The organism is Enterobacter sp. RIT637, from assembly GCF_019718755.1.
Lineage (GTDB): Bacteria > Pseudomonadota > Gammaproteobacteria > Enterobacterales > Enterobacteriaceae > Enterobacter.
Window position 1 is genome coordinate 151,906 of the sequence record NZ_JAIHAZ010000005.1, and the last position, 17,123, is coordinate 169,028.

A 17,123-nucleotide genomic window follows, 5' to 3' on the forward strand; every position below is an offset into this window, starting at 1 on the left:
AGGTATAAGCGATGAGTAACGATATCTTCCCGAACAAGTTTAAAGCGGCCCTCGCGGCGCATCAGATCCAGATTGGCTGCTGGTCTGCGCTGGCAAGCCCAATCAGCACCGAAGTGCTGGGACTGGCCGGGTTCGACTGGCTGGTGCTGGACGGTGAACATGCGCCAAACGACATCAGCACCTTTATTCCGCAGCTGATGGCGCTGAAGGGCAGCCAGAGCGCGCCGGTGGTCCGCGTGCCGACGAACGAGCCGGTCATCATCAAGCGCCTGCTGGATATCGGTTTCTACAACTTCCTGATCCCGTTCGTGGAAACGGAAGAAGAGGCGGTGTTGGCCGTGGCCTCCACCCGCTACCCGCCTGAAGGCATTCGCGGCGTGTCCGTATCGCACCGTGCCAACATGTTTGGCACCGTGCCGGACTACTTCGCCCAGTCTAACAAGAACATCACCATTCTGGTGCAGATCGAGAGCCAGCAGGGCGTGGATAACGTCGATGCCATCGCCGCAACCGACGGCGTGGACGGCATCTTTGTCGGTCCCAGCGACCTGGCCGCTGCGTTCGGGCATCTGGGCAATGCGGGTCATCCTGACGTGCAGCGCGCCATTCAGCACATTTTCGCGCGTGCCAAAGCGCACGGCAAACCGTGCGGCATTCTGGCCCCGGTTGAAGCCGATGCCCGCCGCTATCTGGAGTGGGGGGCGACCTTCGTTGCCGTTGGCAGCGATCTCGGCGTGTTCCGCTCCGCCACGCAGAAATTAGCAGACGCTTTTAAAAAATAACCATCACTGAGGAAAAGATTATGACGCTGAAAGTGGGCTTTATTGGCTTAGGTATCATGGGTAAACCAATGAGCAAAAACCTCATTAAAGCAGGTTACTCACTGGTGGTTTTAGACCGTAATTCAGACGCCGTGGCGGAAGTGATTTCCGCAGGGGCTGAAGCGGCCACCACGGCCAAAGCGATTGCCGAGCAGTGCGATGTGATCATCACCATGTTGCCAAACTCGCCGCACGTGAAAGAGGTGGCGCTGGGCGAGAACGGCATCATCGACGGCGCGAAGCCGGGTCTGGTGGTGATCGACATGAGTTCTATTGCGCCGCTGGCGAGCCGTGAAATCAGCGAGGCGCTGAAGGTGAAAGGCGTGGATATGCTGGACGCGCCGGTCAGCGGCGGCGAGCCAAAAGCCATCGACGGCACGCTGTCGGTGATGGTGGGCGGCGACAAGGCAATCTTCGACAAATATTACGACCTGATGAAAGCCATGGCCGGTTCCGTGGTGCATACCGGTGAAATCGGCGCGGGTAACGTTACCAAGCTGGCGAACCAGGTGATTGTGGCGCTGAACATCGCGGCGATGTCAGAAGCGCTGACGCTGGCCACCAAGGCGGGCGTGAACCCGGATCTGGTGTATCAGGCAATCCGCGGCGGCCTGGCGGGCAGCACCGTGCTGGATGCGAAAGCGCCGATGGTGATGGATCGTAACTTCAAGCCGGGTTTCCGCATTGACCTGCACATTAAAGATCTGGCTAACGCGCTGGATACCTCTCACGGCGTGGGCGCCCAGCTCCCGCTGACCGCTGCGGTCATGGAGATGATGCAGGCGCTGCGCGCGGACGGTCTGGGCACCGCCGACCACAGCGCGATTGCCTGCTACTACGAAAAACTGGCGAAAGTGGAAGTTGCTCGCTAATGACGTCCTGCCCGGTGGCGCTTTGCTTACCGGGCCTACGGTCCAGGCCGGATCCGTGCTGTAACAGGCTACAACTATGAAAATCGTAATCGCGCCAGACTCTTATAAAGAAAGCCTCTCTGCCACCGAGGTAGCTCAGGCGATAGAAAAAGGATTTCGGGAAATCTTCCCCGACGCACTTTATGTTTCTGTTCCCGTCGCCGACGGCGGGGAAGGCACGGTTGAAGCGATGATCGCCGCCACCCAGGGAAGCGAACATCATGCCGTCGTCACGGGCCCGCTGGGTGAAAAGGTGAATGCCTGCTGGGGAATGTCCGGCGACGGCAGCACGGCATTTATCGAAATGGCGGCAGCCAGCGGTCTGGCACTCGTCCCTCCGGCACTGCGAAACCCGCTGGTTACCACCACGCGCGGCACCGGGGAGCTTATCCTCTGCGCGCTGGATAAAGGCGCGCGCAATATCATTATCGGTATCGGCGGCAGCGCGACCAACGACGGCGGCGCGGGGATGATGCAGGCGCTTGGGGCAAAGCTCAGCGATGCCAACGGCACGGAGATCGGCTACGGCGGCGGCAGCCTGATGGCGCTTAACAGTATTGATGTCTCAGGGCTGGATGCCCGGCTTAAGGGCTGCGCAATCCGCGTCGCCTGCGACGTCACCAACCCGCTGGTGGGGGAGAAAGGCGCGTCGCGCGTTTTCGGCCCACAAAAAGGGGCGACAGAGGGGATGATCCTCGAGCTGGACGCCAATCTCAGCCACTATGCTGACGTGATTAAAAAATCCCTGCGTATCGACGTGAAGCACGTACCGGGAGCCGGTGCTGCGGGCGGTATGGGCGCGGCGCTGATGGCGTTTCTCGGTGCGGAGCTTAAGAGCGGAATTGAGATTGTCACCCAGGCGCTCAACCTTGAAGAGCATATCCACGACTGCACCTGGGTGCTTACGGGGGAAGGGCGTATCGACAGCCAGAGCATTCACGGCAAAGTGCCCGTCGGCGTGGCGAACGTCGCCAAAAAATACCATAAGCCGGTGATCGGCATTGCCGGTAGCCTGACCCCGGACGTGGGCGTCGTGCACCAGTACGGCATTGACGCCGTGTTCAGCGTGCTGACCAGCATTGGTTCCCTGGAAGAGGCGTTTCGCGGCGCCTATGACAACATTTACCGCGCCTCACGCAATATCGCCGCAACTTTGCAGGTGGGGATGCACACCCAAGGGTGACAGCGGCGGGCAAACCCTCTATACTGCGCGCCGAAGCTGACCAGACAGTCGCCGCTTCGTCGTCGTCCCTTTCGGGGGAGACGGGCGGAGGGGAGGAAAGTCCGGGCTCCATAGGGCAGGGTGCCAGGTAACGCCTGGGGGGGAAACCCACGACCAGTGCAACAGAGAGCAAACCGCCGATGGCCCGCGCAAGCGGGATCAGGTAAGGGTGAAAGGGTGCGGTAAGAGCGCACCGCGCGGCTGGTAACAGTCCGTGGCACGGTAAACTCCACCCGGAGCAAGGCCAAATAGGGGTTCACATGGTACGGCCCGTACTGAACCCGGGTAGGCTGCTTGAGCCAGTGAGCGATTGCTGGCCTAGATGAATGACTGTCCACGACAGAACCCGGCTTATCGGTCAGCTTCAACTTCTTAAAGAACCCCGCTTCGGCGGGGTTTTTGCTTTCAGACCATCCGGCAATGTGGGCAAATGATACCAATTATCAAAATTGCGACACTAAGCACATTTCACTGTTTATGTGGTTAATGCATCCATTCATTTGCCACATACGATCATAATCACAAAATTTACCGCTAAAAAATAACGCTTTCGCAGTGTTGTTAATTTGTTGCTGATGTTGCGTTGATGGTGTTCATAGTTTTCATATTTGATGCGTGAATATTGAATTCAAAAACATTCCCCTTGTGAATGTGTGATGTATTCCACCCTTTTGTATTCGCGGGCAACGTCATTATTGTTCTTTTTGATAAAACACAAAAATGTTTTAAATTGAAAATGGTTGTTTATTAGCCGTTAATTGCCTGAAAGATAGTCTTTATTGATATTTTTAAATACAAAAAATCCACCGGGGTTATCACCATAAAATAAAGTTATTACCGCCATATTTGTTGATCAATATCAGCGTATTGGTGTGTTTTTATATTATCAACTCATTGATATTTAAGTGTTTTAATGGTGTTTTATCGAATCCAATAATGATGCGGAAAGGCAAATTGTGAGTAACAGCACATACCCCCTGAAACACTATTAGGTAGAATTCGCTCCGTCATAGGGAAATAAGCGCAGAATATTATGAACACTATTATTCTACCGAAAACACAGCACCTCGTGGTATTTCAGGAAGTCATTAAAAGTGGCTCCATAGGTTCTGCGGCAAGACAGCTGGGCCTGACGCAGCCGGCCGTCAGCAAAATCATCAGCGATATCGAATCCTACTTCGGGGTTGAAGTGATGGTTCGTAAAAACACGGGCGTTAAGTTGACCGCCGCAGGCCAGGTTCTGCTCTCGTACTCAGAGTCGATCACCCGCGAAATGAAAAACATGGTGAGCGAGATTAACAGCCTCAGTTTTAGCACCGTTATGGACGTCTCCTTTGGCTATCCGTCGCTGATAGGCTTCACCTTCCTGTCTGAGATGATCAAAAAGTTCAAGGAAGTGTTCCCAAAAGCGCGCGTCTCGATGTACGAAGCACAGCTCTCTTCGTTCCTGCCCGCTATCCGTGATGGCCGACTGGATTTTGCCATCGGTACGTTAAGCGATGAAATGCTGTTGCAGGACCTGCACGTTGAGCCGCTGTTTGAGTCCGAGTTTGTGCTAGTCGCCAGCAAATCACGAACGTGCACCGGCCCGACGACACTGGCATCGCTCACGCACGAGCAGTGGGTGATGCCGCAAACCGATATGGGCTACTACAAAGAACTTCTGACCACCCTGCAAGACAACCACATCAGCATTGAAAACATCGTCCAGACCGATTCCGTCGTCACCATTTATAACCTTGTCCTGAATGCCGATTATCTGACGGTGATTCCCCGCGACATGATTGCACCGTTCGGCTCGGACCAGTTTATTGTCTTGCCAGTGGAAGATGAATTACCCGTGGCGCGTTATGCCGCCGTGTGGTCAAAAAATTACAGGATTAAAAAATCAGCGTCAGTATTAGTTGAACTGGCAAAACAATATTCGTCGATGAATATCGAAAGACGACGATGAATAATTAGTACCAATTTAAAAAACACCCAGAGCTTATCTCTGTAACGCTCTGATACCCTGACTTTGCCTGAAAACAATGAATTATTATAACGAGGATATTATGCACATTACTTACGATCTCCCGGTAACGATTGAAGATATTCAGGATGCCAGAAAACGACTGGCAGGAAAAATATATAAAACCGGCATGCCGCGCTCGAATTATCTCAGCGAACGTTGTAAAGGTGAGATATTCCTGAAGTTTGAAAACATGCAGCGTACCGGCTCGTTTAAGATCCGCGGCGCGTTTAATAAGTTAAGCTCGCTCACCGATGCTGAAAAACGCAAAGGCGTCGTCGCCTGCTCGGCGGGGAACCACGCGCAGGGTGTGTCGCTCTCCTGTGCGATGCTCGGTATCGACGGTAAAGTGGTGATGCCGATGGGCGCGCCGAAATCCAAGGTTGCCGCCACCCGCGACTACTCGGCTGAAGTGGTGCTGCACGGCGAGAACTTCAACGACACTATCGCCAAGGTCAGCGAAATCGTCGAGATGGAAGGGCGCATTTTTATTCCGCCTTACGATGACCCAAAAGTGATTGCCGGGCAGGGCACCATCGGCCTGGAAATCCTCGAAGATTTATATGACGTGGATAACGTCATTGTGCCTATCGGCGGCGGCGGATTAATTGCCGGGATTGCCACGGCGATTAAATCCATCAACCCGACCATTAATATTATCGGCGTGCAGTCTGAGAACGTTCACGGTATGGCAGCGTCTTATCAGGCCGGCGAAATTGTCAACCATCGCGTCACCGGAACATTAGCAGACGGCTGCGACGTTTCTCGTCCCGGTAAATTAACCTTCGAAATTGTTCGTGAATTAGTTGACGACATTGTGCTGGTCAGCGAGGACGATATTCGCAACAGCATGATCGCGCTTATTCAGCGAAATAAAGTGGTGACGGAAGGCGCTGGCGCGCTGGCCTGCGCGGCGTTATTAAGCGGCAAACTTGACCATTATATTCAGGGTCGTAAAACCGTCTGCATTATTTCCGGCGGCAATATCGATCTCTCCCGTGTTTCCCAAATTACCGGCTTCGTTGACGCATAAAGGTGACCTATGAGCAACACAGAAAGCATTATCGTTGGCCAGACAAAAACGTCCTCCTGGCGTAAGTCTGATACCACCTGGACGCTTGGCCTGTTTGGTACCGCCATTGGCGCGGGCGTGCTGTTCTTCCCCATTCGCGCAGGCTTCGGTGGCCTGATCCCCATTCTGCTGATGCTGGTTCTCGCGTTCCCGATTGCGTTTTACTGCCACCGTGCGCTGGCACGCCTGTGTCTGTCCGGCAGCAACGTCTCCGGCAACATCACCGAAACGGTGGAAGAGCACTTTGGTAAAACCGGCGGGGTGGTGATCACGTTCCTCTACTTCTTTGCGATTTGCCCGTTGCTGTGGATTTACGGTGTCACCATTACCAACACCTTTATGACCTTCTGGGAAAACCAGCTCCAGCTGCCCGCGCTGAACCGCGGCTTCGTGGCACTGTTCCTGCTGCTGCTGATGGCCTTTGTTATCTGGTTTGGTAAAGACCTGATGGTGAAGGTGATGAGCTTCCTGGTGTTCCCGTTTATCGCCAGCCTGGTGCTGATTTCCCTGTCGCTGATCCCTTACTGGAACTCGGCGGTGATCGACCAGGTCAATCTGAGCGATATCGCGTTCACCGGTCATGACGGCATTCTGGTCACCGTGTGGCTGGGTATCTCTATCATGGTCTTCTCCTTCAACTTCTCGCCTATCGTTTCCTCGTTCGTGGTCTCCAAGCGCGAAGAGTACGAGCCTGAGTTCGGTAAAGAGTTCACCGAGCAGAAATGTTCCAAAATCATCGGTCGCGCCAGCCTGCTGATGGTGGCCGTGGTGATGTTCTTCGCCTTTAGCTGCCTGTTTACGCTCTCTCCGCAGAACATGGCGGACGCCAAGGCGCAGAACATTCCGGTGCTCTCTTATCTGGCGAACCACTTCGCGTCGCTGTCAGGCACTAAATCTACCTTTGCCACCGTGCTGGAATACGGCGCGTCCATCATTGCGCTGGTCGCTATCTTCAAATCCTTCTTTGGTCACTACCTCGGCACGCTGGAAGGGCTGAACGGCCTGATCCTCAAGTTCGGCTACAAGGGCGATAAGAAGAAAGTCTCTGTTGGCAAACTGAACACCATCAGCATGGTCTTCATCATGGGTTCCACCTGGGTTGTGGCCTACGCCAACCCGAACATTCTGGACCTTATTGAAGCCATGGGCGCGCCAATCATCGCCTCTCTGCTGTGCCTGCTGCCGATGTATGCCATCCGCAAGGCACCGGCGCTGGCGAAATACAAAGGCCGCACCGAGAACATCTTCGTTACCGTGGTTGGCCTGTTGACCATTCTGAACATCGTTTACAAACTGTTCTAACCCATTGCTCAGGAAGAGCGGAGTCACATGATGATTGAGTTTCCGGTAGTACTGGTTATTAACTGCGGATCGTCCTCTGTTAAGTTTTCGGTGCTCGACGCCAGCAACTGCGATGCCCTGATGACGGGCATTGCAGACGGGATCAACACCGATAAGGCCTTTATTTCCGTGAACGGGGGTGAGCCGGTCAGACTGGCTCACCATGACTACGAAGGGGCGCTGGCTGCCATCGCCCTGGAGCTGGAGAAGCGTAACCTGATGAGCAGCGTGGCCTTAATCGGCCACCGCATTGCGCACGGCGGCGACCTCTTCAGCGAGTCGACCCTTATCACGGAAGTGGTGATCGCGCAGATCCGCCAGGTCTCCCCGCTGGCGCCGCTGCATAACTACGCCAACCTGAGCGGCGTGGAAGCCGCAGAGCGACTGTTCCCGGGCGTGCAGCAGGTGGCGGTATTTGATACCAGCTTCCACCAGACGCTGCCGCCGCAGGCGTATCTGTACGGATTGCCGTACCGCTATTTTGAAGCGCTGGGCGTGCGCCGCTACGGCTTCCACGGCACCTCTCACCGCTACGTGGCGGCGCAGGCGCACACGCTTCTCGGGCTGTCCGCCGATGACAGCGGCCTGGTGATTGCCCATCTTGGCAACGGGGCGTCTATTTGCGCGGTGCGCAACGGCGAAAGCGTCGATACCTCGATGGGGATGACGCCGCTGGAAGGGCTGGTGATGGGTACGCGCTGCGGCGACGTGGACTTCGGCGCGATGGCGTGGATTGCCCAGCAGACCGGCCAGTCGCTTGAGGATCTGGAGCGCGTGGTTAACAAAGAATCTGGATTGCTGGGGATCTCCGGCATCTCCTCCGATTTACGCGCGCTGGAGAAAGCCTGGCACGAAGGCAACGAGCGGGCGCAGCTGGCAATACACACCTTTGTTCACCGCATTGCGCGACATATCGCCGGGCACGCGGCGTCGCTGCACCGCCTGGATGGAGTGGTCTTTACCGGTGGCATTGGCGAAAACTCGACGCTTGTCCGCGCGCTGGTGGCGGAGCATCTGAAAGTCTTCGGCATCATCCTCGACGACGCCAAAAATGCCCTGCCGGGCAGCGCGGGCGAGCGCGTGATCTCCACCGAGTCGTCCCGCGTGGCCTGCGCGGTGATCCCTACCAACGAAGAAAAAATGATCGCGCTGGACGCCCTCCGTCTTGGGAAGGTTACTCCGGCCGCGGCTTACGCCTGATAAAGCGAGAAACACATGAAAGTAACAATCGATACGGGCGTCGCACCCTACAGCGACGCATGGGCCGGGTTTCGCGGTGAAGAATGGAAAAACGCCGTCAACGTCCGCGATTTTATTCAGCATAACTACACCCCTTATGAAGGCGATGAAGCTTTCCTCGCGCAGGCGACGCCAGCAACGACGGCGCTGTGGCAGAAGGTAATGGTCGGCATTCGCCAGGAGAATGCCACCCACGCCCCGGTGGATTTTGACACCAACATTGCCACCACCATTACGGCCCACGGGCCGGGCTACATCGACCAGGATCTGGAGACGATCGTTGGTCTGCAAACCGATAAGCCGCTCAAGCGCGCGCTCCATCCGTACGGCGGGATCAACATGATCCGCAGCTCGTTCGAAGCCTATGGCCGGGAGATGGATCCGCAGTTCGAGTACCTGTTTACCGACCTGCGCAAAACCCACAACCAGGGCGTATTTGACGTCTATTCGCCGGAGATGATGCGCTGCCGTAAATCCGGTGTGCTGACCGGTCTGCCGGACGGCTACGGGCGCGGACGCATCATCGGCGACTATCGTCGCGTGGCGCTGTACGGGATCGCTTATCTGGTGCGCGAGCGGGAACTCCAGTTTACGGATCTGCAGGGCAGGCTGGAGCGCGGTGAAGATCTGGAGGCGACGATCCGCCTGCGTGAAGAGCTGGCGGAGCACAGGCGTGCGCTGCTGCAGATCCAGCAGATGGCGGCGAACTATGGCTATGATATCTCGCGCCCGGCGATGAACGCCCAGGAAGCGGTGCAGTGGGTCTATTTTGCCTACCTGGCCGCGGTGAAATCCCAGAACGGCGGGGCGATGTCGCTGGGGCGCACGGCCTCGTTCCTCGATATCTACATTGAACGCGATATGCAGGCAGGACGGCTGAACGAAGTTCAGGCGCAGGAGCTGATCGACCACTTCATCATGAAGATCCGCATGGTGCGCTTCCTGCGCACGCCGGAGTTCGACACGCTCTTCTCCGGCGATCCGATCTGGGCGACGGAAGTGATCGGCGGCATGGGGCTGGACGGGCGCACGCTGGTGACCAAAAACAGCTTCCGCTATCTGCACACGCTGCACACCATGGGGCCTGCACCGGAGCCGAACCTGACGATCCTCTGGTCTGAACAACTGCCGATCGCGTTCAAGAAATACGCCGCGCAGGTGTCGATCGTCACCTCTTCGCTGCAGTATGAGAACGACGATCTGATGCGTGCGGACTTCAACAGCGACGACTACGCCATTGCCTGCTGCGTCAGCCCGATGGTGATCGGCAAGCAGATGCAGTTCTTTGGCGCGCGCGCCAACCTCGCCAAAACGCTGCTGTACGCGATCAACGGCGGGGTGGACGAGAAGCTGAAGATCCAGGTTGGGCCGAAAACCGAGCCGCTGCTGGATGACGTGCTGGATTACGACACCGTGATGGCGAGCCTCGATCACTTTATGGACTGGCTGGCGGTGCAGTACATCAGCGCGCTGAATCTCATTCACTACATGCATGATAAGTACAGTTACGAAGCCTCGCTGATGGCGCTGCACGACAGGGACGTCTATCGCACCATGGCCTGCGGCATTGCCGGGCTGTCGGTGGCGGCGGATTCCCTGTCGGCCATTAAATACGCCACGGTGAAGCCGGTGCGCGACCATAACGGTCTGGCGGTCGATTTCGTGATTGAAGGGGACTATCCGCAGTACGGCAACAACGACGACCGCGTGGACAGCATCGCCTGCGACCTGGTGGAGCGCTTTATGAAGAAAATTCAGGCGCTGCCAACCTACCGCAACGCGGTGCCAACCCAGTCGATCCTGACCATCACCTCCAACGTGGTTTACGGTCAGAAGACCGGGAATACGCCGGACGGACGCCGCGGCGGCACGCCGTTTGCGCCAGGCGCGAACCCGATGCACGGCCGCGACAGAAAAGGGGCGGTGGCCTCGCTAACATCGGTGGCCAAACTGCCGTTCACCTATGCCAAAGACGGGATCTCCTACACCTTCTCCATCGTGCCGCAGGCGCTGGGTAAGGACGAGCTGGTGCGCAAAACCAACCTGGTAGGGCTGCTGGACGGGTATTTCCATCACGAAGCATCTATTGAGGGCGGGCAGCACCTGAACGTCAACGTCATGAACCGGGAAATGCTCCTCGATGCCATTGAGCATCCTGAGAATTACCCGAACCTGACGATCCGCGTCTCAGGCTATGCGGTGCGGTTTAACGCCCTGACGCGCGAGCAGCAGCAGGATGTGATTTCGCGAACGTTTACCCACTCTATCTAAACGTGAGTTTTCATGCCCCCTCAACGCAGGGGGCATTTTTTTGCCCGCGAAACATACAAAATTGTTTATATAATTACTCACACATATTCATCCGCTCTTGAAAAACAATGTTCCTGCTTTTCCCAATAACAAAATGTAAGGACAGTAAGATGATGAAAATGACCCGTATTGCGCTGGTTGCAGCGTCGTTGGCGGTGTGCAGTTTTACGGTACAGGCCGCGAACGTTGAGGCAGCCCCGTCTCCCTCGCAGGATCCGCTGGTACAGCACCTGAAGCTCAGTAATGAGCAGGTTAAGAAGATTGAAGATCTGCATCAGCAACTGGAACAAAATGTCAGCAAGATCCCGTTGACGGGCGTGAAGGACGGTGCGCTGATCGACATGTTCCAGGCGGGTAAATGGGACGAAAGCACGGTGAAAAACCAGCTTACCGCCTTTAGCAAAATTGAAGAGCAGACCCGTTACTATCGCGTGAAATATTATTTCGACGTCAGCCAGGTGTTGACGCCGGAGCAGCGTAAGCAGGTAAAAACCGACATGGCTAACGCGCTGGCTGAGTGATCCAGGAATCATTCATCTAAAATGAAACCTCACAGAATCGCTTGAAGTGGATTCTGTGAGGAATGATCCTGACTTTCACGCTGATGCCCGTTCATTCCATGCATCAGAGAATTGAATATTCCCGTCGCAATAGGTCCAGGTCGCTTTTTCGTAGCGCAATTGAATAGATTCAAGGTGGCCAGTACCAGGACAGCTACGAGTATCGTTAACAATAGGGGAGATAGAGACAACTTTCACACCTTCCAGCTCAGTTCTAAAATATTCAACCTCCCAACCAGCGTCATTAATTCGGTAATATCTAATCTCAACTTTCTTAAGGTTTTGCCCTGTCGCTACCGCCTTATAAAGATAGGGAGATGAGCTATCAATTTCCTTCTCGAACAGGAAAGGCGCGTGTTTCCTCGTTCCGGTTAATCTTCCGGAGAGTGGATCGGTTGGAATACTCAGGTTATGGGTTAAACCTCTAATTTCAACACTCCCTTCACGATCCTGAACATCACATGAACCTTTAATGAGTGAGCCACCGTCGTCATAGAACCATATGTGAACAGGTACGGCCATGATAAAAAATCCTTCTATAAATCAATCGTGTATCCATTTTCCTGCTTTTACCGCTTCGGCAAACATTCTTACCGTCAAGGGCTTTGATATTTGCTTAACCGGTTCTTTAGTAAACCATTTTCTGAAAAACCAGGTTTGAGTCCAGGGGAAATAATTTTCAGTATTAACTTCGATAAGATACTCTTTTTCGAATCTCTCAATGGCATATACGATATCATCCAGATCGGTGTAATCTTGTAAAACATCATCTATCTCAAGTGGGATTCTCTTGCCGGTAAATGTTCCTTGCTCTGGTAAATTGTCCCTGAAGAATTTTAAAACATCAGTTTCACTGTTCATCTTCACCAAATCCGGTCTTTTGGGTGAGCAATCGTATTATATCTTGAAAGCGTTTTGTAACTTATCATTGCAACATCTGCAGCAAGTATGGTTATCCCTAGTGCAGGTATCCATCGGCCAATGAACGCCCCTAAGTTTTTGGTATACATTGGTTTTCTGTATTTAAAGCTTGCGAGTGTAATTGTAGGTAGTCGGTGTGGTAACTGTACATTGAGTAGATCTCGCAGGTATTTAGATGCCACAGATGTGCCTATTGTAGCCGTTTCTGGCTTTGTTCTGGTTTCAAGTATAGGTAAACCAAGAATCATAGTGGCCATCATTACTGCATCCTTTAATCCGCCGAATTGTTCATCGGTGGCATCCAGATAAATCCCAAAAAATAACTCAGATGCAGAGATGTTACACACACCTTTATAAAAATATGTTCCATTGAGTTCTTCAACGGTGTCCATAGTATAACCATAGTCTTTGCGTTGTTTGCTGAAATGCCATCCTATAAAAAACAAAGGGCTGAGAGTAGGGCGTTTATCTTTATAAATTCCGAAATATTCGCGTTTCAGGATGATATAATTTTTTTGAGATGCATCACATTTAGAAAATCTTATCTTCTTTTTAGGATTTTATAGAATGTTTTACTCATGATCTTGATAAATCCTTATAAAAGTTGTGACCTTTTTCTCCCACGCTCCGGATATGATCTTTCCACACCAATAACACACACCTGCAACCCTCTGAATCGCAATCGCTGGCGATCGGAAACCTATAAAAACAACTTTTTACCCTACAAAATAAGCGAGTGCCCAATGGATACGGCAACAAACAGCAGTGTGATTGTGAGTGATTCCCCTGCGGCAAGGCGGGCGGGAATGAGCGAAAGCGAGTGGCAAGCGGCAATTAAATTCGACAGCACCGACACGGGCTGGGTCATCATGAGTATCGGGATGGCTATCGGCGCGGGGATTGTTTTTCTCCCTGTCCAGGTCGGGTTAATGGGGCTGTGGGTATTTTTGCTCTCATCAATAATTGGTTATCCGGCCATGTATTTATTCCAGCGTCTGTTTATTAACACCCTGGCGGAATCACCGGAATGCAAAGACTACCCGAGCGTCATTAGCGGTTATTTGGGTAAGAACTGGGGCATTTTATTAGGCGCGCTCTATTTCGTGATGCTGGTGATCTGGATGTTTGTCTATTCCACGGCCATTACCAACGACAGCGCCTCGTATTTGCATACCTTCGGCGTGACCGACGGTTTGTTATCTGACAATCCGTTTTACGGTTTATGCCTGATCTGCATTCTGGTGGCCATTTCGTCGCGTGGTGAAAAGCTGCTGTTTAAAGTCTCCAGCCTGATGGTGCTGACCAAGCTGTTTGTGGTGGCCGCGCTGGGGCTGTCGATGATTGGGCTCTGGCATCTGGCCAACGTGGGCATGCTGCCGCCTGCGGGGCTGCTGATTAAAAACGCCATCATTACGCTGCCCTTTACCTTAACCTCCATTCTGTTTATTCAGACCTTAAGTCCGATGGTGATCTCATATCGTTCACGTGAAAAATCTGTGGAGGTTGCGCGCCATAAAGCGCTGCGGGCGATGAATATTGCCTTCGGCGTGCTGTTTGTGACGGTCTTTTTCTACGCCGTCTCTTTCACCCTGGCGATGGGGCACGATGAGGCGGTTAAAGCCTACGAGCAGAACATTTCGGCTCTGGCGATTGCGGCGCAGTTTATCAGCGGTGACGGCGCGGGCTGGGTCAAAATCGTCAGCGTGATCCTCAATATTTTTGCCGTGATGACTGCATTCTTCGGCGTCTACCTCGGCTTCCGCGAGGCTACGCAGGGTATCGTCATGAACATCCTGCGCCGCAAAATGCCGGCAGAGAAAATCAGTGAAAACGCCGTCCAGCGCGGGATTATGCTGTTCGCCATCCTGCTGGCCTGGAGCGCCATTGTCTTAAACGCGCCGGTGTTGAGCTTCACCTCCATTTGCAGCCCTATCTTCGGCATGGTGGGCTGCCTGATCCCTGCATGGCTGGTCTACAAGGTGCCGGCCTTGCATAAATATAAAGGCGTATCGCTGGTGATTATCGTCATCACCGGGTTGCTGCTTTGTGTTTCTCCTTTCCTCGCATTCTCCTGAGGGTAATTAAGGTCGTAACGATGTCTAAGCAAACTCATCCTTTATGGAATCAATTTATTCGCGCGGTGCAGGAAGAAGTGAAGCCTGCGCTTGGGTGTACCGAACCTATTTCTCTGGCGCTGGCCTGTGCGATTGCCGCAGAAAATCTGCCGGGGAAGGTCACGCAGATTGAAGCGTGGGTATCGCCGAACCTGATGAAAAACGGGCTAGGCGTGACGGTGCCAGGCACCGGGATGGTCGGTCTTCCCATTGCAGCGGCGCTGGGCGCGACTGGCGGTAACGCGAACGCCGGACTGGAGGTGTTGAAAGATGCCACCGCTGATGCGCTAATACGCGCCAAGGCCCTGCTGGAGGCGGGGCAGGTGCAGGTCAAACTGCAGGCACCGTGCGATGAGATCCTCTATTCGCGTGCCTGCGTTTACGCCGGAGATGCCTCGGCTACGGTGACCATCGCGGGCGGGCATACCCGCGTGGTGGAGGTGGTTTGTCAGGGCGAAACGCGCTTTACGCTTGACGATCAACGGTGCCAGACGAATGACGATCCGCTGGCGGTGCTTTCAACTACCACGCTGTCGCAGATCCTGGAATTTGTTGAGCAGGTGCCGTTCGAGGCGATCCGCTTTATCCTGCAAGCAGGGCAACTGAACGATGCGCTCTCCCGTGAAGGGCTCAGCGGGAGGTGGGGGCTGCACATTGGCGCAACGCTCAGTAAGCAGCGCGCGCGCGGATGGATGGCGCAGGATTTGGGCTCGGACATTGTTATCCGTACCAGCGCAGCCTCGGATGCAAGGATGGGCGGCGCGACGTTGCCAGCGATGAGTAATTCAGGCTCCGGTAATCAGGGGATCACGGCCACCATGCCGGTTGTCGTGGTCGCTGAGCACGTTCAGGCCGATGATGAACGGCTGGCGCGGGCGCTGATGCTTTCGCATCTGTCGGCGATCTATATTCATTATCAGCTTCCGCGCCTGTCCGCACTGTGTGCGGCGACAACGGCGGCAATGGGTGCAGCTGCGGGAATGGCGTGGCTGATGGGCGGTTCTTACCAGACTATTTCGATGGCGATCGGCAGTATGATCGGTGACGTCAGCGGGATGATCTGCGATGGAGCGTCTAACAGCTGTGCCATGAAGGTCTCAACCAGCGTCAGTAGCGCCTGGAAAGCGGTGATGATGGCACTGGATGATTCTGCCGTAACGGGCAACGAGGGGATTGTGGCGCACGATGTGGAGCAGTCGATCGCAAACCTGTGCGCGCTGGCGTGCCGCTCAATGCAGGAAACGGACCGGCAGATTATTGAGATTATGGCGAGTAAGGTGTAGCGAGTTCAGGGGCTCGATCGGTTCCCTCTCCCTGTGGGAGTGTACAGTCCGGGGACATGGTAGACAGGTGTTCGGGGACATGGTGAACACTTTTTAACATCCTTTACCCATGGTGATCGACTTTTTCTTCAGGTCGATCACCCCCACTTTCGTGCTGTACCACCACACCTCGTAGCGGCCGTCCTCCTGCATCTCCTTCAGCCCGACCCGCTCTCCCCTGAACGCATTGCCTGCCTTCAGACTTACCCCTTTCACGCTCAGCTTTCCGCTGATATCCACTTTCCTGACCATCACCCCCTCGTCGTATTCCGGGGGCGTCATGGTGCCGCTGTACTGCCGCGCTGACGGCTGATACCGCGAGCCCGGTACCGCCATATCCAGCGCCTCGTGCGGGCGTTCAAGGTTATAGACCGTCCGCCAGTGGTCGAAGGCGCGCTGCAGTTCACCGCTGTCTGCGAACCATTTTCCCTGCAGCACTTCCGCCTTCAGGCTGCGGTGAAAACGCTCCAGCTTGCCCTGCGTCTGCGGATGATAAGGCCGGGAGTGCCCCACCCGGATACCCAGGCGCATCAGCCACAGCTACAGCGCCGTCCAGGTGCCGGTGGTGTCGCCCCACGGTGAGCCGTTGTCCATCGTCATCCGGTCCGGCAGGCCGTAGCGTTCAAACACGCTGACCAGCTGCTGCTGCACGGTCTCGCGCCGTTCATCGGTACAGTGCGCCAGGCACAGGGAAAAACGGGAGTGGTCGTCCAGCAGGGTGAGCGGATGGCAGCGGCCGCCGCCAAAGGGAAAATGGCCCTTAAAATCCATCTGCCAGAGGCGGTTCGGCGCGTCGTGTTCGAAGCGGCCCGTGCCGGAAGTGCCCGGTGACGCGCCCGGCAGCAGGCCATGGCGGGCCATCAGGTTATGGACGGTGCTGAAGGCGGGCATGGTGTGCCCCTGGTCTTCGAGCCAGCGCTTTATCTTGCGGGCTCCCCAGCGTTCATGGCGGTCATGGGCCATACGCAGCAGGGCCGTAATGTCGTCTGACGAGCGGTTCGGGGAATGGTGCGGAATGCGCGGGCGGTCCTGAAGACCGGCGGCACCTTCCTGAGCCCAGCGCTGGAGCCACTTGTAGCCGGTGGCAGGTGAAATGCCGAAACGACGGCAGAGGGAACGGATGTTCGCCCCGTCCTGCGAGGCGAACAAAACAAACTCGGTACGTAATGACATGGTATCTCTCGCATCCCAGGGCATAAGCGACTCCATAAACGGGTTCTTATGCCTTAGTTGTAAGTGTCTACCATGTCCCCGAACAAGTGTTCACTATGTCCCCGGA

The 17,123-nt window shown here is 54.9% G+C and carries 14 protein-coding genes, 1 other RNA gene and 1 pseudogene; 12 read left to right on the forward strand and 4 right to left on the reverse strand.

Annotation, left to right across the window (positions count from 1 at the left end):
* Positions 1-11 precede the first annotated feature (11 nt).
* The 10 genes from garL to K5E19_RS10695 all read left to right on the forward strand — a co-directional run bounded on the left by garL (position 12) and on the right by K5E19_RS10695 (position 11,448).
* A complete protein-coding gene (garL, locus tag K5E19_RS10650; protein WP_100166498.1) occupies positions 12-782 on the forward strand; it encodes a 2-dehydro-3-deoxyglucarate aldolase in 771 nt (256 codons plus the stop codon).
* Between the two features lie 20 nt (positions 783-802).
* On the forward strand, positions 803-1,693 hold the full coding sequence (gene garR, locus K5E19_RS10655) for a 2-hydroxy-3-oxopropionate reductase (RefSeq protein WP_063143548.1): 891 nt from the start codon (positions 803-805) through the stop codon (positions 1,691-1,693).
* A gap of 76 nt (positions 1,694-1,769) precedes the next feature.
* A complete protein-coding gene (gene garK, locus K5E19_RS10660; protein ID WP_221551162.1) occupies positions 1,770-2,915 on the forward strand; it encodes a glycerate 2-kinase in 1,146 nt (381 codons plus the stop codon).
* A gap of 32 nt (positions 2,916-2,947) precedes the next feature.
* Positions 2,948-3,324, forward strand: an RNA gene (rnpB, locus tag K5E19_RS10665) — RNase P RNA component class A.
* 663 nt (positions 3,325-3,987) lie between these two features.
* On the forward strand, positions 3,988-4,908 hold the full coding sequence (gene tdcA, locus K5E19_RS10670) for a transcriptional regulator TdcA (protein ID WP_221551163.1): 921 nt from the start codon (positions 3,988-3,990) through the stop codon (positions 4,906-4,908).
* A 100-nt stretch (positions 4,909-5,008) separates the two neighbouring features.
* Positions 5,009-5,998 carry a bifunctional threonine ammonia-lyase/L-serine ammonia-lyase TdcB gene (gene tdcB, locus K5E19_RS10675; protein WP_010435913.1) on the forward strand — a complete coding sequence of 330 codons (990 nt, stop codon included), beginning with the start codon at positions 5,009-5,011 and terminating at the stop codon, positions 5,996-5,998.
* A gap of 9 nt (positions 5,999-6,007) precedes the next feature.
* On the forward strand, positions 6,008-7,339 hold the full coding sequence (tdcC, locus tag K5E19_RS10680) for a threonine/serine transporter TdcC (RefSeq protein WP_182401602.1): 1,332 nt from the start codon (positions 6,008-6,010) through the stop codon (positions 7,337-7,339).
* 30 nt (positions 7,340-7,369) lie between these two features.
* Positions 7,370-8,578, forward strand: a complete 1,209-nt coding sequence (gene tdcD / locus K5E19_RS10685) for a propionate kinase (protein WP_221551238.1) — start codon at positions 7,370-7,372, stop codon at positions 8,576-8,578.
* Positions 8,579-8,593: 15 nt separating this feature from the next.
* Entirely contained in the window at positions 8,594-10,888 is a 2,295-nt protein-coding gene (gene pflB, locus K5E19_RS10690; RefSeq protein ID WP_221551164.1) for a formate C-acetyltransferase, read from the forward strand.
* A gap of 149 nt (positions 10,889-11,037) precedes the next feature.
* A complete protein-coding gene (locus K5E19_RS10695; protein WP_221551165.1) occupies positions 11,038-11,448 on the forward strand; it encodes a Spy/CpxP family protein refolding chaperone in 411 nt (136 codons plus the stop codon).
* Between the two features lie 75 nt (positions 11,449-11,523).
* Here the strand turns inward: K5E19_RS10695 and K5E19_RS10700 are convergent, their stop codons facing one another.
* The 3 genes from K5E19_RS10700 to K5E19_RS10710 are packed head-to-tail and all read right to left on the reverse strand — an operon-like array spanning position 11,524 to position 12,800.
* Positions 11,524-12,009 (reverse strand): type VI secretion system tube protein TssD, encoded by a 486-nt coding sequence (locus K5E19_RS10700; RefSeq protein ID WP_221551166.1) that lies wholly within the window; start codon positions 12,007-12,009, stop codon positions 11,524-11,526.
* Between the two features lie 21 nt (positions 12,010-12,030).
* On the reverse strand, positions 12,031-12,348 hold the full coding sequence (locus tag K5E19_RS10705) for a DUF1493 family protein (protein ID WP_221551167.1): 318 nt from the start codon (positions 12,346-12,348) through the stop codon (positions 12,031-12,033).
* A gap of 2 nt (positions 12,349-12,350) precedes the next feature.
* Positions 12,351-12,800, reverse strand: coding sequence for an STM2901 family protein (locus K5E19_RS10710; protein ID WP_221551169.1), 450 nt, complete (start codon positions 12,798-12,800; stop codon positions 12,351-12,353).
* Positions 12,801-13,151: 351 nt separating this feature from the next.
* On the opposite strand from K5E19_RS10710, the gene K5E19_RS10715 reads away from it, so the two are divergent.
* The gene (locus tag K5E19_RS10715) at positions 13,152-14,483 is read left to right on the forward strand and encodes an amino acid permease (RefSeq protein WP_221551171.1); all 1,332 of its coding nucleotides are present in this window, start codon (positions 13,152-13,154) and stop codon (positions 14,481-14,483) included.
* A 20-nt stretch (positions 14,484-14,503) separates the two neighbouring features.
* Positions 14,504-15,805, forward strand: a complete 1,302-nt coding sequence (locus K5E19_RS10720) for a serine dehydratase subunit alpha family protein (RefSeq protein ID WP_221551172.1) — start codon at positions 14,504-14,506, stop codon at positions 15,803-15,805.
* Between the two features lie 93 nt (positions 15,806-15,898).
* Here the strand turns inward: K5E19_RS10720 and K5E19_RS10725 are convergent.
* A pseudogene (locus tag K5E19_RS10725) lies at positions 15,899-17,053 on the reverse strand (IS481 family transposase).
* Between the last annotated feature and the right edge of the window lie 70 nt (positions 17,054-17,123).

What these genes read in the sequence shown, in the direction of transcription:
- garL (WP_100166498.1), top strand. Translation starts at nt 12, where the DNA reads ATGAGTAACGATATCTTCCCGAACAAGTTTAAAGCGGCCCTCGCGGCG.
- K5E19_RS10705 (WP_221551167.1), bottom strand. Translation starts at nt 12,348, where the DNA reads ATGAACAGTGAAACTGATGTTTTAAAATTCTTCAGGGACAATTTACCA.
- tdcD (WP_221551238.1), top strand. Translation starts at nt 7,370, where the DNA reads ATGATTGAGTTTCCGGTAGTACTGGTTATTAACTGCGGATCGTCCTCT.
- tdcA (WP_221551163.1), top strand. Translation starts at nt 3,988, where the DNA reads ATGAACACTATTATTCTACCGAAAACACAGCACCTCGTGGTATTTCAG.
- tdcC (WP_182401602.1), top strand. Translation starts at nt 6,008, where the DNA reads ATGAGCAACACAGAAAGCATTATCGTTGGCCAGACAAAAACGTCCTCC.
- pflB (WP_221551164.1), top strand. Translation starts at nt 8,594, where the DNA reads ATGAAAGTAACAATCGATACGGGCGTCGCACCCTACAGCGACGCATGG.
- K5E19_RS10700 (WP_221551166.1), bottom strand. Translation starts at nt 12,009, where the DNA reads ATGGCCGTACCTGTTCACATATGGTTCTATGACGACGGTGGCTCACTC.
- tdcB (WP_010435913.1), top strand. Translation starts at nt 5,009, where the DNA reads ATGCACATTACTTACGATCTCCCGGTAACGATTGAAGATATTCAGGAT.
- garR (WP_063143548.1), top strand. Translation starts at nt 803, where the DNA reads ATGACGCTGAAAGTGGGCTTTATTGGCTTAGGTATCATGGGTAAACCA.
- K5E19_RS10710 (WP_221551169.1), bottom strand. Translation starts at nt 12,800, where the DNA reads ATGGACACCGTTGAAGAACTCAATGGAACATATTTTTATAAAGGTGTG.
- K5E19_RS10715 (WP_221551171.1), top strand. Translation starts at nt 13,152, where the DNA reads ATGGATACGGCAACAAACAGCAGTGTGATTGTGAGTGATTCCCCTGCG.
- K5E19_RS10695 (WP_221551165.1), top strand. Translation starts at nt 11,038, where the DNA reads ATGATGAAAATGACCCGTATTGCGCTGGTTGCAGCGTCGTTGGCGGTG.
- garK (WP_221551162.1), top strand. Translation starts at nt 1,770, where the DNA reads ATGAAAATCGTAATCGCGCCAGACTCTTATAAAGAAAGCCTCTCTGCC.
- K5E19_RS10720 (WP_221551172.1), top strand. Translation starts at nt 14,504, where the DNA reads ATGTCTAAGCAAACTCATCCTTTATGGAATCAATTTATTCGCGCGGTG.